The organism is Lachnoanaerobaculum sanguinis (genome assembly GCF_033242365.1).
GTDB classification, from domain to species: domain Bacteria; phylum Bacillota; class Clostridia; order Lachnospirales; family Lachnospiraceae; genus Lachnoanaerobaculum; species Lachnoanaerobaculum sanguinis.
On record NZ_BTHK01000008.1, the window covers coordinates 1 to 16,405 of the forward strand.

General features: G+C 35.1%; 15 protein-coding genes, 3 tRNA genes and 1 rRNA gene. 3 read left to right on the forward strand and 16 right to left on the reverse strand.

Features of this window, described 5'->3' with window-relative positions:
- The 6 genes from SBH76_RS06555 to SBH76_RS06580 all read right to left on the reverse strand — a co-directional run.
- Nucleotides 1-237 (reverse strand): 16S ribosomal RNA (locus tag SBH76_RS06555); the annotation flags it as partial.
- Between the two features lie 261 nt (nt 238-498).
- Nucleotides 499-587: transfer RNA gene (locus SBH76_RS06560), tRNA-Ser, on the reverse strand.
- Nucleotides 588-643: 56 nt separating this feature from the next.
- Nucleotides 644-729, reverse strand: a tRNA-Ser gene (locus SBH76_RS06565).
- 118 nt (nt 730-847) lie between these two features.
- Nucleotides 848-1,252 carry a hypothetical protein gene (locus SBH76_RS06570; RefSeq protein ID WP_317977233.1) on the reverse strand — a complete coding sequence of 135 codons (405 nt, stop codon included), beginning with the start codon at nt 1,250-1,252 and terminating at the stop codon, nt 848-850.
- A gap of 64 nt (nt 1,253-1,316) precedes the next feature.
- The gene (murA, locus tag SBH76_RS06575) at nt 1,317-2,609 is read right to left on the reverse strand and encodes a UDP-N-acetylglucosamine 1-carboxyvinyltransferase (RefSeq protein ID WP_034215590.1); all 1,293 of its coding nucleotides are present in this window, start codon (nt 2,607-2,609) and stop codon (nt 1,317-1,319) included.
- A 103-nt stretch (nt 2,610-2,712) separates the two neighbouring features.
- Entirely contained in the window at nt 2,713-5,049 is a 2,337-nt protein-coding gene (locus tag SBH76_RS06580) for a hypothetical protein (protein WP_317977234.1), read from the reverse strand.
- Nucleotides 5,050-5,329: 280 nt separating this feature from the next.
- Here SBH76_RS06580 and SBH76_RS06585 point away from each other — a divergent pair, with 280 nt between their 5' ends.
- The gene (locus tag SBH76_RS06585) at nt 5,330-5,902 is read left to right on the forward strand and encodes a TetR/AcrR family transcriptional regulator (RefSeq protein WP_007590937.1); all 573 of its coding nucleotides are present in this window, start codon (nt 5,330-5,332) and stop codon (nt 5,900-5,902) included.
- Nucleotides 5,903-5,941: 39 nt separating this feature from the next.
- Here the strand turns inward: SBH76_RS06585 and SBH76_RS06590 are convergent, their stop codons facing one another.
- From SBH76_RS06590 to SBH76_RS06630, 9 genes are all read right to left on the reverse strand, one after another.
- Entirely contained in the window at nt 5,942-7,426 is a 1,485-nt protein-coding gene (locus SBH76_RS06590) for a DUF438 domain-containing protein (protein WP_009663777.1), read from the reverse strand.
- Between the two features lie 143 nt (nt 7,427-7,569).
- Nucleotides 7,570-8,151 carry a TerD family protein gene (locus SBH76_RS06595; RefSeq protein ID WP_007590935.1) on the reverse strand — a complete coding sequence of 194 codons (582 nt, stop codon included), beginning with the start codon at nt 8,149-8,151 and terminating at the stop codon, nt 7,570-7,572.
- A gap of 113 nt (nt 8,152-8,264) precedes the next feature.
- The gene (locus SBH76_RS06600; RefSeq protein WP_009663751.1) at nt 8,265-8,624 is read right to left on the reverse strand and encodes a YccF domain-containing protein; all 360 of its coding nucleotides are present in this window, start codon (nt 8,622-8,624) and stop codon (nt 8,265-8,267) included.
- Nucleotides 8,625-8,653: 29 nt separating this feature from the next.
- A complete protein-coding gene (locus SBH76_RS06605) occupies nt 8,654-9,643 on the reverse strand; it encodes a helix-turn-helix transcriptional regulator (protein WP_009663660.1) in 990 nt (329 codons plus the stop codon).
- A gap of 21 nt (nt 9,644-9,664) precedes the next feature.
- Nucleotides 9,665-10,393: an NAD-dependent protein deacylase gene (locus SBH76_RS06610; protein WP_009663691.1), complete on the reverse strand. Its 729-nt coding sequence runs from the start codon at nt 10,391-10,393 to the stop codon at nt 9,665-9,667.
- 40 nt (nt 10,394-10,433) lie between these two features.
- On the reverse strand, nt 10,434-10,850 hold the full coding sequence (locus tag SBH76_RS06615; protein WP_315086589.1) for a YjdF family protein: 417 nt from the start codon (nt 10,848-10,850) through the stop codon (nt 10,434-10,436).
- Nucleotides 10,851-11,890: 1,040 nt separating this feature from the next.
- Complete coding sequence (locus SBH76_RS06620) at nt 11,891-12,397, reverse strand: DUF2004 domain-containing protein (protein WP_009663701.1); 507 nt, start codon at nt 12,395-12,397, stop codon at nt 11,891-11,893.
- Nucleotides 12,394-12,690: a hypothetical protein gene (locus SBH76_RS06625; protein WP_009663728.1), complete on the reverse strand. Its 297-nt coding sequence runs from the start codon at nt 12,688-12,690 to the stop codon at nt 12,394-12,396. Before SBH76_RS06625 ends, SBH76_RS06620 begins: the two co-directional genes overlap by 4 nt.
- Nucleotides 12,691-12,982: 292 nt before the next feature.
- Nucleotides 12,983-13,054: transfer RNA gene (locus tag SBH76_RS06630), tRNA-Arg, on the reverse strand.
- A 270-nt stretch (nt 13,055-13,324) separates the two neighbouring features.
- On the opposite strand from SBH76_RS06630, the gene SBH76_RS06635 reads away from it, so the two are divergent.
- The gene (locus SBH76_RS06635) at nt 13,325-14,020 is read left to right on the forward strand and encodes a DUF542 domain-containing protein (protein WP_315086587.1); all 696 of its coding nucleotides are present in this window, start codon (nt 13,325-13,327) and stop codon (nt 14,018-14,020) included.
- A 60-nt stretch (nt 14,021-14,080) separates the two neighbouring features.
- Here SBH76_RS06635 and SBH76_RS06640 read toward each other — a convergent pair whose 3' ends face one another.
- Entirely contained in the window at nt 14,081-15,496 is a 1,416-nt protein-coding gene (locus tag SBH76_RS06640) for an alanine/glycine:cation symporter family protein (RefSeq protein WP_315086586.1), read from the reverse strand.
- Between the two features lie 206 nt (nt 15,497-15,702).
- Here SBH76_RS06640 and SBH76_RS06645 point away from each other — a divergent pair, with 206 nt between their 5' ends.
- Nucleotides 15,703-16,398, forward strand: a complete 696-nt coding sequence (locus SBH76_RS06645) for a L,D-transpeptidase family protein (protein WP_290651444.1) — start codon at nt 15,703-15,705, stop codon at nt 16,396-16,398.
- The last annotated feature ends 7 nt before the right edge of the window (nt 16,399-16,405 follow it).

The following is a 16,405-nucleotide window of genomic DNA, read 5'->3' on the forward strand; positions in this document are numbered from 1 at the left end:
TACCTATAAATATTTTACCCCTGCACCATGCGGTGCTGTGGTCTTATGCGGTCTTAGCGGAAATTTCTCTCCGTTATCCCCCTGTATAAGGCAGGTTATCCACGCGTTACTCACCCGTCCGCCACTAAGTCTACCTAAATTCCATCCGAAGACTTCCTTTAAGCAGCTTCGTTCGACTTGCATGTGTTAAGCACGCCGCCAGCGTTCATCCTGAGCCAGGATCAAACTCTCATATAAAAGTTTAATCTAGCCTTCTCGCTAGCTTGCATCTGTTTTTACAGATCTACTGTTTTTTAAAGGTTTTAAATTCTGTTCGAATCTAAACGTTGTTATTCTGAAACTTCATCATATTTTTAAGGTAGCACCATCGTCTCGCTACGCTCGACGAGGTGTACTATTTTTCTAAACTCGAACTTCGCTTCGCTCGTTCTCGTTAACAAAAATATGCAAATTTTCAGGGTTGTGTGTACTGTTTAATCTTAAATTATCAAGGTTCAACGCAGAAGGAGGGATTTGAACCCTCGCACCGCTATTAACAGCCTACTCCCTTTCCAGGGGAGCCCCTTCAACCACTTGGGTACTTCTGCTTGGTTGCGAGTTATCCTTCTTCTGTTCACCTCTCTGCTTTTGGGCAAAAAGGAAGCGGAGAGGGTGGGATTCGAACCCACGCGCCCTTGCGGACAAACGGTTTTCAAGACCGCCTCGTTATGACCACTTCGATACCTCTCCGTAACTGCCTAATTATAATATCGCAACAAGGCATTAATGTCAAGCATTTATTTCTATTTTTTCTAAAAAATTTAAAGGCTGTAAAACCCTTTATTTAAGCCGATTTAACCCCTTTATTCTAATAGACTTCGTAAACTATATCGCTGTCTGCTAAAAGATTTTCATCAAACTTTATCAGCAGATAAAGTTCTCCTGCTTGTGTTTCTCCTACACGATATCCAAGCGCAAACATATTATAGCATCCGCTTTTATCAAAAATGATATCACTTAACTCCAATATATCTACATCCTCATTTTTATGTTGCTCTTTGATAATACCCCTTGCCTCTTTATCAAGCCTCTCTATATCATTTATAATCCTTTCAAGAAAGTCCCCTAAATATGATAACAGCTCTTCCTCTTTGTATCCTGAAAAATCAAAGTTTATTTCTTTACCGTATACATTACCTGTAAAACAAATATTATCTTCATTACTATGCCAATCTTTTCCGCCACATATATGTAACAATTCTTCTCTTTTCATATATCCCCCTTTCTTATATTTACTTATATAAAAAGCGGACAGCCAAGCCGTCCGCAAAACATTCTTATACAACCTTGATATTAAACTTTCTTGCCTCAACTTCACTGTCCACTTCTCTTATATCGGCGCCCAATGAAACCAACTTGCCTTCAAAATCTTCATACCCTCTTTTTATATACTTAATATCGTCCACTGTGGTCTGTCCCTCTGCTGCAAGCCCTGCCAAAACAAGTGCCGCACCGGCTCTAAGATCCGGTGCTTTAAGCGCCGCTCCTCTCAGTTTTGCTACGCCGATAACCATAGCGGTATTACCCTCTACTTTGATATTTGTACCCATTCTTGCGAGTTCATCCACATATTTAAATCTGTTTTCAAATATACTTTCAACTACCAGACTGCTGCCTGTAGCTAGAGCCAAAGCGGTAGTTATCTGTGGTTGCATATCTGTAGGAAAGCCCGGGTAAGGTAATGTCTTTATATTTGTAGACTTTTGATTGTTCTTCGCAATAACCCTTATTGCATCGTCAAATTCCACAACCTCACATCCCATCTCCATAAGTTTTGCACTTATAGCTTCCATATGCTTCGGTATAATGTTCTTTACAGTAATATCACCTTTTGTAATAGCTGCGGCACACATAAATGTTCCGGCTTCGATCTGATCCGGTATTATGGAATATCTGCTTCCATGTAATGACTTAACACCGTTTATTCTTATAACATCTGTTCCTGCACCCTTTATATCCGCACCCATACTGTTCAAGAAATTTGCAACATCAACAATATGCGGTTCTTTAGCCGCATTTTCTATAACCGTTCTTCCTTCCGCCAACGATGCCGCCATCATAATATTTATAGTGGCACCTACAGATACGGTATCCAGATATATATCCGCCGCAACCAAATCAATGGCATGTGCTTTTACTCTTCCCGACTCAATATCAATCTCGGCTCCCAATGCCTTAAATCCCTTCAAATGCAAATCTATAGGTCTTGATCCTATATTACATCCACCCGGCAAAGCAACCTCGGCACTTTTATATTTACCTAACAAGGCTCCGATAAAATAATATGATGCTCTGATTTTTCTTATAAACTCGTCATCAACCAATACATCCTTTACTGAAGATGCATTAATTCTCACGCTATGTCTGTCAAGTCTTTCAACACTTGCACCTATAGCCTTTATCGCCTCAAGCATTACATTAATATCTTTTACATCAGGTAAATTTTCTATATAAACATCTTCATCTGTCATTATAGCAGCTGCCAAAATACCAAGTGCCGCATTCTTTGCACCGCCTATAGCAACCTCTCCTACCAATGGACTGCCACCATTCATTATATATTGAGCCATTTTTCTCCTCTATATAAAACTATATATTTAAACTTTAATATTTAAGTAAATAAAAACCTAAATCAAATCTTTCTTTTTTTATTACGATTCTAATTTTATCACATTACATTCTAAAGGTAAAGAAACAAGAAAAGTCATTTTGGGTGCTATTGAATATACTTTGAGCCTCATTTATATCTATTTTCTGTACACTTGCTGTATTTATATCATATACTGTGACACTTTTTGAATCATACGCAGTTATTATAACCGGATTATTTATTGCTGTAAATGTAAACACAGGCTTTTTAACAGTTAAAAAGTACATTGCCTCTTTTAATGTTATTCCCTGAAATCTTGTAAGCTCATTATTTTCCCAATAATTTACATATTCTCCGACTTTGTTTACATCAAAATTTGTATTTGACGCGGTCTCAACCATGGACCTAGCATACACCATTATACCTTTTCTTCTTACAAATCCCATATCTGTATATGCGGTATCTATAGCATTCACCGGATTATCATATATCCCTTCCAACTTGGAATTAATATAGACATAATACATATTGTCAAGATACGGTTTATTCAAATCGATATTATATTCTATATCGGTACTGTCAATTTGAAGATCCTTAAAGTAATAAGCCTCACCTTCAATCCACTTACCGGTGTCTATGACATAGTTCTTTGCTCTGAAACTGTCCATATAAGATGATACTCTGCTCTCACTTGCCACAGACTTGTTGCTGATTATTGTATCCTCTCCCGACCTGGTAAAGTTTTCACCGTCATATTGATAAAGATCAATATGCACACGATTTCCCTTTACATCAATATTGTCAATATATCTGCCGTCATAAGTATATTCCTTTTGTAATTCCAAAAGATTATTGTATATGCTCACCTTTTCAAAAATACTTCCGGTAGATTTGCCGTTGATTGTGTTGGAAATATTTTGAGATTCTATTGCTACTACCAAGTCGCTTCCAATATACCCTATAGGCAACATTATCTCATTTGCATTATCTAATTGCTTATTTTCTCCTGTAGCAAAATTATAAATATTCAATCCGTCTCCGATATTCCAGGATAATAAACTCTTATCCTGACTTATGGAATACTTTCCGTTTTCAAGGTTTTCCGCCACAGTCACATAATTTCCCGACAAAACATCAAGGCCTACAACTTTATCCATAAGCTTAAGATAAAGCATTGCATTATCACCCATATATGCAAGTTCATCTATCGATTCCTTTAAACTTTGAGCATCAATTTCTGTTTTTACAAAAGCCAGCTTTGAAACTTTTTTTGTGCTCTCCATATATTTAAAAAGGCAAACACCTACAGCTCCTATATGAGATGAGTCAACATTATAACCATAGCTTATAAAGTACAATCCGTCTCCAAATTTCAGCGGATAAATATAACTGTTTTTTCCTACGCTGTAAACCTGTTCAAGACTTTCCTTTTTACTGTCTGATAAAAAGAGCTTATTATCTACCGGGAATGCAATTTTCTCGCCTGTATTATCCGATATAGACCTGATATCTTTATTACCGATGCCTAAATCTATTTTCTTATTGTACTCAATATCTTTTGATAAACTTTGATTCATCGTTCTGGTATAATCCAGCATATAAAGTCTTTGTGTACCGGATTTACAGATAAAATTCTCTTCTATATTATAAACTTTATTTTCCGAACTTGCAGTAAAGCTGAAATGTATTTCCCCTACCTTACCGTTATAATTTACAAGGCTCACCTCTTTTTCAGAAGGTGTAAGGTTCATTCCGTTATAGCTTATCATATTGAAATCCGACTTCAATGTTACATATTCAAGTCCTCTTGAATTCCCTGTACCGTCACTTTCAAGGTATACGGTATTGTCTTTTGCCGTATTGTTGTCAAAATTATTATTGGAAAAAGTATTTGCCATATCTATAAGCCTTTTGGCAAATTCGGTATTGCTCCTGACTATCCTGCTGTAATAATGAAATGTCTGTCCATTTGTATACAATCTAAGTTCAAGAAAGTATTCTTTATTTTCTTCCACCAGACTTGACAGATGCAAATCTATAATATCGCCATCAAGTTTTGTCCTGTCTCCGCTTTCTACAAGTTCATTAGTATCAAATGTTCTTATGCTGTAATCATAATCTTCAATATCTGCAATATTTGCATCTACCACTCTAAACTTCATACTGTAATCATCCAGTACCAATGACAGTATATTGTCGGCAGCCTCAACATCCGTCTCATCACTGTAACCATACATTTTATTTATATAATAATCTCCAAGTACATTATATAATCTCGGTATATTAATATCACTTGCCTCAATATCTCCACCTGTAGTGTCAACTTTATTTTTTTTCAAAAAAGAGTATAATAAAAAACCTGTTACCGCCAATAGGAATACAAATACAAATATAATATATCTAAATTTCTTAGTTCTCATAAAATTCCCTTATATCACATAATGTTTTAGAGTCAAATAGGGCTCTTAACCCCGGTATTTTATTATACTATACTTTTCACTTTACTTGAAATATTTTTTAATTAAAAAATATTTATTACATACTTAGTTTATACTTGCTTTTTTTATTGTAATTGACTATACTTTTAAGTATATTAATGTACATTAGTTAATTAACTGATATGGAATTCTTAAACATCGTCTATTGTACATTTAGTCGAAAATTTGAAAATTTTATTTTATAACACTATCGGGAGGTTTTATGAACGAAAAAACTGTAGACAGGCGAGTAAGAAAAACCAGATCGCAGCTTAGAAAATGTCTGAGTATCTTGCTTGAAACAAAGAAAATCCAAAATATCACGGTAAAAGAACTTGCACAGATGGCAGACATAAACAGAGGAACCTTTTACTTACATTATAAGGATGTATATGATTTGATGGAGCATATACAAGCCGATCTTTTAAAAGAATTTGAAGATATACTTACTAAAATAGCTCCGGATACAGACAACCTTGTACCTTTTATAGAAGCTTTATTTGTATTTATATATGATAACAAAGATATGGCAAAAATATTCCTGCATGACGATTTGGATGCAAACTTCTCTAATGAACTCAGAAATAAATTGCAGACCTGTGTATTCAATAAGTATAAGGCTTTTATAAAGCAAAAGAATATGCCTTATTTTGAATTATATTACGATTTCATTCTTTCAGGAACACTCGGTCTGCTTGTAAGATGGATTGACAGTGAATTTGAGATGTCACCTCATGATCTCGCAGTACTCACTCTGTCATTTATACGCAACGGACTTACAAATATTATGGAATAATAAATCGAGCCTATGAAAAATTCATAGGCTCTTTTTATATCAGTTATTCTGACCTTCTTCTTCAAAATGCTTTCTTGCAAAATCCATATCCTGAACTATTTCCATTGTTCCAAGATATTTTTTATTTTTGTCTCTGACCGCCATATACTTTACAAGCATGTCCTTATTGTTCTTCTTCATCCAGATAGCAACTTCATCTCTGCTTCCGTTTTTAAATCCTGATATTATCTCTCTTACCATCGGCTCTATCTTTGGAGGATGGCATGAATACACATCCCTGTCAATTGCCATTAACGGTCTCTTAAATGCTTTCGGACAATCATTATCATTGAAAAATCTGTTTATATCATCGGCATCTATAAATGTAATCTCAAGAGGCATGGTATCTAAGAGTGCAATAAGCTGCTCCTTTGTAAAATGCCCTCCCGGAAGTACTATCTCACCGTCAATATCGTCAAACTCTCTTTTAACTTTCTCGGCTTTATCAAAACTTTCAGGTACTATATCAAGACAGTTCTCATATCCCTTGCTGTCCAAATAAATATTTAACCAGTCCTCATCTGTAAAGTTCACTGTACATATCGGAAATAAAATATTGGCTTCTTTATAAATCATCTCCTGCATACGGGTAATTACAGCCTTTATATCCTCTATCCATTTCTCATCTTCTTTTTCGATTTTATCAAGTCTTCCAAGCTCATCTCTGATTTCGTCATCTACAGACCACATTACTGTAGCAGGACCCGAAACATTATATTTGGTCTTTAACAAAGGATATAAAAGATCGCCCTTCTTTGCATAATGCATTGAAACTTCTCTTATCTTTGAAAGTAGCGCTCTGTCTATCTCATTGTTTTCCATTTTAGCCAGAAATTCATTTATATACTTCTCAAGATTTTCATTTTCTCTTGTAAATGTAGAAAGCGGATGTCCCTTTGTCTCAATAAGCATTTTAGTGTCATCTTCATTTGCACCGTCTGCCATACTCATAGTATTCTTTATTTCATTTTCATTTCCAAGCTCATTGCTTGTTGTTCCGTGAAACAGTGCTGAGTGCACATCACATAATTTTTGAACCTCCTGATACGGCATTCCGGATTCCATCAGTGACTGCTCCGCCTTCATTATTTCACTTGCATCTACAGATTCAAATTTTTCTCTGAAATCTTTTTGAACCGACTCCAAAGATTCACCGTTTGAGAGTCTTATCAAATACTGCTTGAGTAACTCGGTACTGTCTTCGGTGTTATTTGGTATACTCTCCGCCACATCTTTTAATTCTTTTTCTTCTTTTTTGTCCTCAGCTATCTCATATCCATGCTCTCTAAAAACTTCTTTTATTTTTTCAAGAGGAATGCCCTTCATTTCAGCACCCTTATTTATAGTAATAAAACGCCCCATAGAATTTAACATAACAGGATTTTTTATATCTTTAAATCCGAGACCTGCGAATATTTCAATAAAGTCAGGATATTCCTTTGCCAACTCAAAAACCGGTTTATTTAAATCAAGTATTTTACTCATATCATTCTCCTTTTCCCCATATAAGTTAGTATGCCCTAATTATAATCTTATAAAAGACATTTTTCAGTATCATATGTTACAATATAAAAAATAAATAAAAAAGGACCGACACTTAAAAAAGTGCACAGTCCAAATTTTAAAATTTATTCCGCATCTATTCCGTACATATTGCAAAGAGCAGCCAATCCACCCTGATATCCGCTACCTATGGCATTGAATTTCCACTCGTCACCGTTCTTATACAGTTCACCGAATACAACTGCGGTTTCTATAGAGAAGTCCTCACCAAGGTCATATCTTAAGAGTTCTTCACCTGTATTCTCGTCAAATATTCTTACAAAGGCATTTGATACCTGACCGAAGTTCTGTCTTCTTGCTTCCGCCTCATAAATAGTTACTGTGAATGCAATCTTTGTGATTTCTGCAGGAACTCTTGAAAGATCGATCTTTATCTGCTCGTCATCACCGTCACCTGCCCCTGTAAGATTATCTCCCAAATGGCTTATTGCACCTGACGGATGATTAAGGTTTCCAAAGAATACGAAATCATTCTGGCTTGAAACTTTCCCTGAATCTGTCAAGCAAAACGCTGCCGCATCCAAGTCAAAATCCGCACCTGTATCATAGGCGTTTGTATCCCATCCAAGTCCTACCACAACATTCTTAAGTCCCGGATTTCCCTTTGTTAGACTAACTTTTTGACCTTTTTTTAAACTAATTGGCATATTATCCTCCTGATATATCATTGATATATAAATTACCAAAATTTGTTACCTCAATAATATATCAATTATACTCTTTTTTCAATCAGCTACCATGTAATTTAAGAATGTCTTCATTAAATCACCCTGGCTCCAAAAGGCATTAATGAAAGTTTAGCCAATTTGAAGAACTGAAGTCCAAAAGGAAAACCTATTATGGTTATACAAAGGATCACACCGGCTGTCGCATGAGCGATTGCCATAGGTATTCCAAGTATAATAAGCCAGATAATATTTACAAGAAAGCTTACCGCACCTCCGCCATATACCACTTCTTTCCCGAAAGGGAAAAATGCCAGTCCGGCAAATTTAAAGCATTGTAGACCTAAAGGTATACCTATAACCGTTATACAGCAAAGACAACCTGCAAATATCCACATCAGTCCACTCCAAAGTCCACAGAAAATAAACCACAAAACATTACCCAAAGTACCCATACTTACTCCTTATATTACCTTTATTAAATCTATTCATATTTCATTATAAATTTCTTTGTGTATTCCCTAAGTTCATTAACAACTTCTATAGGAGATACTATTTCCACATCATTTCCAAGGCTGAATATCCACCCGAAAAACTGTGGGCTGACATTTATATCCACTATCAACTCACTGTTGTTTTCATCTATTTTTCTGAAAAGAGTATCTTTTCCGAATCTGTCTATAAATACCCCACACATATGATTTGCAAATTTTATACATACCTTGGTCTTTTCACCATGATACATACCGAATGTCGCCTTTGAGTATTTTGCCATATCAAAGTTTTTAAACTCTTCTTTTCCGGATCTTTCATCATTTCCAACTTCAATATACATCATCTTATCTACACGATAATGTTTGATTTTATTATCCCAGTCATCAAAAGCAATCATATAGTAGTTTTCATCATCCCAAAGCAGTGCCCACGGACTTACAACAAAATAGCTTCCACCATGTCTTTCCACAAGTTTCTTATCAATATCCCATTTGTAGTATTTGAACTTAATCTTCCTGTTTTGATTTATAGCAGTATGTATATCATCCACATTGTAATACACACTTTCATTCATAGTCTTTACACGATCGTTTATCACAATCTGCCTTTGTAATTGCTTGGCCTGATGCTCACTTACAAAATTCTTCACTTTGGAAATCAGGGACTTTGACTTTTTTTGAGTAATAAACTTTGCAGATTGTACAGCGTCAATAAGAAGCTTTACCTCTGCAAGCTCAAACTCCCTTCCTGCGATATGATAAAAGGTCTCTCTACCCCTTTGCTCCTTTATAACATCTATACCCAATTTTGACATATCCTTAAAGTCTTCATAAATGCTTTTTCTCTCGGCACTTACTTCGTACTTTTCAAGCTCCTCAAGTATTTGAGGCATAGTAAGACTATGTTCATCATCAGTCTTTTCAGCCATAATCTTCATAAGATATGTAAATTTAAATTTTTGATTGCTCCCCCTTGGCATAACTCACCTCTTTTTTATTTTCTATTGAACAATTATTCCGCTCATAATCTCTCCGATAGGAGCATTTATAGATAACTCGGCATTTACAGCTTTTCCGGTCTCCGACTTATTTATTACAACAAGATGCTTACCCTGAAAATAGTCAATAAAACCTGCAGCAGGATATACCACCAAAGATGTTCCGCCGATTATAAGAGTATCTGCAGATGCTATAGCTCTTATTGCAGCGTTTATTACATTTCCGTCAAGCCCCTCTTCATACAAAACAACATCAGGTTTTATCATACCGCCACATTCACAATACGGTATTCCTTTTTGGTTTTTAACATAATTTGCGTCATAGGATTTTTGACACTTCATACAGTAATTTCTATGTATACTTCCGTGAAGCTCATAGACTGTTTTACTTCCGGCTTTTTGATGAAGTCCGTCAATATTCTGTGTCACTACAGCCTTAAGCTTTCCCGAGCTTTCAAGCTCCGAAAGTTTATTATGTGCTGCATTAGGCTTTGCATCAAGACACATCATTTTTTCCTTATAAAACTCATAAAAAACTTCAGGATATTTCATAAAGAAGCTGTGGCTTACCACCTGCTCCGGTGAATACTTATACTTTTGATGGTAGAGTCCGTCCGCACTTCGAAAGTCCGGAATACCGCTTTCGGTAGAAACTCCGGCACCACCGAAAAATACTATATTGGTACTGTCATCAATAATTTTTTGAAGCTTTGTCTTCTCATTCTCATACATATAAATACCCGCTTTCACCTACAAATACTTGTACTTAATATTAATGTCCCTTATGTTTTTTTCTTTTCTTATACTGTTTTAATAAAAATCTCTTAAGTTCATCCGCCTCTTTTTCTTCTCGCCTTCTTACCTTACTTTCCTTCTTATTCTGTTCATGTTGCGATTTTAATGCAAGTTGCGATTTTGTTCCTATACCGGATACTTGCATCTGCTTTCTTACATCACGTTGAGCTTTCTTAGGGTTTGTTTTGTCTTTTTTTATCTTTGTTTCAACAGCAGGGCTGAATACCAAACTATAGTAATTTTTTATTATGTAGTCTAATACCTCATAGCCCTTAGGCTCTGCACCGAACGTTACTTTTGATGCAACAAGAAAGTTGTTTTCAACATGCTCAAACACACCTACCCAAAACGGATTTTCAAAAAACACAGTTAACTTGACATTTATATCATTCATCGCCATCCCTCCAATTTCTTTACAAAGAACGGACAACCCGGAGGGGCAGGTTACTTACCCTATATACTTATAGGACTGCCGGGCTACCTACCGGCTATAGCACAATAAATGTACATTGCGTTTTTATCTTTGCTTATATAATCAAGATTAAACTTGACTGTTCGCTATTATTTTCTCATATAATAATTAGTTATTCAATAAAAATCAAACTTTTATATACAACAAAAAACGATAATGACAAGCATCTGTCACAAGTCATTACCGCCAAAAATGTTCCCTGCGGGAATCGAACCAACAATTACAACTTAGGAGCTAAGGTTTGTACTGTAATTTACTAATATTATCTATCAACATAAGTCAATGAAAGTAGCTTGTTTTCTAACTTTACTGTAAATCTGTGTCAAAATAAGAAAACCTGTTTTATCCCTTGTAAAAGTACCTGACGACGCTTGTCCGGTGCCCGAAGCACTGAAAGGATATAACCATTCAGTTCCATGGAGTTCATGCCTATGGCTACCATTGTCAAAAAGTTTGCAACAATGATTGCTCTATTTTCTTATTAGATTAAATATATTATAGTGTTAATTAAGTCGGATGTCTATTGGGTTTTGACCGTTATTTTTATTCTATTATTTCCCAATGCCCACTATATCCACTACCAATATAACGAACATTATCCATTTCTTTTATATGCCGTTTTATAGTTTTTGAACTCACACCGGGAGTTTGACAGCTACCGATTGATGTAGTGCAATCAACTTGCTATCTGACTTCTTTTCCATACACTAATCACTCCTTCATATACTAAGTACGATTTTAACACTTAAAGCTTGCAGGTCAAAATTTTTTTTGCCTTTCGTAATTCAATATGATACAATTTTACCCAGTGCAAGCTGGTAATTCAGCAATTATGGGTATTAAGTTATGCTATTGTTCATGTACTTTCTTTTCTGTTTTTTTGCAACAAAAAACAGTAAACCAATTTGATTTACTGTTTTTTGAAATATTATATGATGACTGTTATCTATTTTTTATTTAGATCAGCTTTCATGTGTTACATAAAATACCTGTTTTTCTAAATTAAAATAAATAACCATCAGTTCATCTGTTAATTCCGGATTAAAACTTAAATCCATAATAAAAGCTTGCTGATTTGTTTTATTATCAATTAAGCTCCCAAAACGTATCATTTTTAAAAAATCTACCATTTCTGTAAATGTTATTGTATCAACATTACTTGAAGGAAACAGCTCCAATACCGTATCAGCATCCATTTCATCTCTATGAAATTCCATAAAATATGCAACAGTGCCATAGTATTCATTTCCCTCATTCAATAATGTATTTTTCAAAAAATCTTTAGCTGCTTCTACTAATGTATCCACTTCATCTATCATAGAGGCTACAATCGCCATAGCTTCATCATTTGAGGTTAATTCCTCTTCAACATCAAAGTAAAAAGAACTATTAATTTCCTCTGGTGACAAAAAAATTTCTTCTCCTTTTTCATATTCAATGGTTGGATAATTATTACTTTTTAAATTCATCTCAATCTCCTTGTTTTTATAAGTATATTTTTGATTTTATAATTTTCATTGCCTATCATAGGGATTTTTACGATTTTGTCTTTATAGGTTAAAATAATATCATCACCATAAGGCTTATCATTGTTTTCCATTTTAATAGCAATCTTATTTCCTATCGCCTGATTAAAATATTTTACAATATCCTCATCATCCTCTCTCCAATCAATTGCAATGACTGTATCATTTTCATAAAAATCATCTGTATTCTGTGGATTATTTAAAAATTCATTAATAGCTTCATAACTCTTATCCATAACAAGCTCACAGTGTATTACTTTGCTGATGAATCTGTTAATGTTATTCTAGCACAGAGCAAATTGAGCGTCAATTTAATGAAATATCAATTCTTTTACCGCTAACTTTGCAACAACCTGTTGCAAAGTTGAAACTATTCATCATAACTGTATCAAAATACCTTCTCTTGGTGGACACCTTGAGGGACATCTGGCTGTCATTCCAGGTGCCAGCCGAAGTGCTAAATTATAAATATAAGTTTTTGCATGAAAAAACGGTAATAACCTTATCTTCATTACCGCTTAAAATGGATGTTCCCTGCGGGAATCGAACCCACAATTACAGCTTAGGAGGCTATCGTTATATCCATTTAACTAAGAGAACCTATATATAATTATAACAAAAAAAGTATACAACAAATACATACTTCTTTCAAGCTGATTTTAAACCCTACCACTTCATCCGGTTTTTGTATCTTTTAAATTCAAAACTGTAATTATATTCTTATAATATTTTGTTTTGTCTTATTTGTTACAGATTCCGATATTTTATAAGTGTATACTCTTTTATAGATATTGATGTAAGTTCATCTTTATCTATAAAACCGACAGTGAATTTGTTTATGATAATTCACTCACTTTAAGGAGGTATGCTATGATTACAGCTAAAATGTCACTTGCCGATATTGTTAAACAATATCCTCAAACAATTCCTTATCTTAACAATTTACACCTTGACTACTGCTGTGGTGGTCATATGCCACTTGATGAGTCTTTCACAGACGGGAGTATTGACCTTACTTCACTTATAAATGAACTTAACAATATAGCTTCGCAGCCTGTTCCACAAAACAAAGAAAGTGTGGAATCCATAGAAGATTTTGAAAAACTAAGCGTTAATGAGATGCTTGATAATCTTGAGGCAACTCATCATGTTACAGAGCGTGAGATGATGGAACAAATCGAAAAGCTTTTAAACAAGATTTTGATAGTACATTATCAGCATCATGGTGCGGAACTTACAAAGATTCACAACTTATTTGCAAGAATGAAAGCAGAACTTGAAGAGCATTTTGCAAAAGAAGAGAGGCTCATATTCCCGCTGATGCGTTCAAATCATCACCCTGACAAAGAAGCTCTTGAATTGATAAGTGAACTTGAAGGTGAACATGTAGATGTAGGCGACATGATTAAAGAAATGCAACAGCTTACAAATAACTTTCAAGTACCGGCTGATACTTGTGTCACATATGCCAATACGTTTAAACTTATGAAGGATTTCGTTGAGGATATTTTTGTTCATGTTTTCAAGGAAAACAGTATTACATTTCCTGAATATGCAGAACAATAATAATTAACAAAAGGTCTTAGATTTACAGTTATACATCTGTGAGTCTAAGACCTTTTTACTTTATATTTTATTATGAACGCCACGCTCAAAAAATGATTTTGTCTCTCTTACCACTACTCCGTTCAGTGCTATCAAAGCTATCAGATTCGGTATTGCCATAAGTCCGTTACAAATATCCGCAATTGTCCATACCGCTTTAACCGTCATATAAGGACCTATAAAGATACATGCAATATAAACCCATCTGTAAACCGTTATAGCTTTCGGCTTATTTCCTATTATGTACTCAAGGCATTTTTCAGAATAATAATCCCAGCCAAGAATAGTTGTAAAAGCAAAGAACACCAGACATACCATCAATATAAATGCAGCCACACTGTCCGGGAAAGGCAATCCTATTTGAAAAGCCTTTGTTGTAACAGCTACACCTTCAAGCCCCATATCCCATGCACCTGTGATTACTATTGAAAGTCCTGTCATAGTACAGATAATAATAGTGTCTATAAAGGTTCCAAGCATGGAGATAAGTCCTTGGCGAACTTCTTCCTTAGACTGAGCCGCAGCAGCGGCTATCGGTGCACTTCCAAGTCCTGCCTCATTTGAGAATATTCCTCTGGCAATTCCCTTTTGCATGGCGACTATCATAGCACCAAACATGCCCCCGCCAAAAGCTCTTAGTCCAAATGCACCTTGTACTATCTCAATAAGTGCAGCCGGTATCTTTCCAAGATTAAGTATAAGAATAATCATAACCACAGCGACATAAATAATTGCCATAAAAGGTACTATAATCTGCGCTACATTTGAAATTCTCTTTAATCCTCCTATTAAAACTGATGCTACAAAAAAGGTCAGTATAATTCCTGATATAATGATAGTAAGAGAATAATCCCTTCCAAACAGATTTACATAATGAACACTCTCTTTATCAAAGAAGTTTCCTATTGCGCTTGTAATACCGTTTATCTGTGTAAAAGTTCCTATTCCGAAGAGACCTACCATTATACCGAATATTGCAAATATTTTTGCCAGCCATTTAAACTGATTGCCCATTCCGTTTTCAATATAATAAAACGGTCCTCCGATAACATGTCCGTCCTTTTCAACGACTCTGTACTTTACAGCCAGAAGACATTCCGCATACTTTGTTGCGGTTCCTACTATTGCTGCCACCCACATCCAAAACAGTGCTCCGGGTCCTCCGGAAACTATGGCCGTAGCTACACCTACAATATTTCCTGTTCCGATTGTGGCCGAGAGAGCTGTGCAAAGTGCCGCAAAGCTTGATACCTCTCCGCTTCCGTCTTCCTCATCCGATGAGAACATATACTTGATTGCGAGAGGTAGCCTCTTTATCTGAAGTCCCCTTAGTCTTACAGTCAAAAATAATCCCGTTGCCAAAATCAAAATAATCAGTGGTAATCCCCAAACAAAGTCATCCACCGTGCTCAAAATTTTTGTTATAGTACTCAACATATGCTACCTCTCTTCGTGTATACTTTAGTATGTTACCACATTACACTGTTATATGTCACCTGTTTTTTATGTAAAAAGAAATAAGGACCATATTTTTTAATATTTTTTTCATTGACTAAAACATATTTATCAGTATAAAATCTTGTTTATAGAAAATTTTTGATAATGAGATGTATTTACATCTCCAATATGGAATGGAATAATATATGAAATTGATTAAGAAAATATGTGCAACTTTTATGGTGTTTACAACACTGCTGGCAAGTACAACTATAAACTCTCATGCAGCTCTACCTGTAGAGAAGCTGGCGATTTCAAAATCTGCAAGCCACATTGTGCTTATTGTCGGACATAAGAGCAATAAAAATAAGGTTACGGTAAATGATTATACAAAGTCGGCTGACGGCACATGGAAAAAGAACTGGTATGTAAACGGTATTGCAGGTACAAACGGTATTTCTCTTCAAAAAGCTGAAGGTGACAGAAAAACACCTGAAGGAGTATTCAGTGCAATGTTCGCCTTCGGACTTAAGGATAATCCCGGAAGCATCTTGGAATATCGTAAAATCGGTGATGACGATTACTGGGTAGATGATTCAAACAGTGCATACTACAATAAATGGGTAAATACCTCAAATGTAAAGAAAGACTGGAATTCAGCCGAAGATTTAAAGGCGGCTAATCCTTTCTATAACTATGCATTAGCACTTAACTATAATACAGAATCCATACCGGGTAAGGGATCGGCAATCTTCATTCATTGTACAAAAACCGACAACGATACTTCATCAGCCGGTTGTGTAAGAATTCCTGAGGAATATATGAAAAAACTTGTAAACAGCGTAGATGCCGATACAAAGATTGTTATAATTGAAAATGTAGATAAGCTTACAAGCTATTAATACTTAA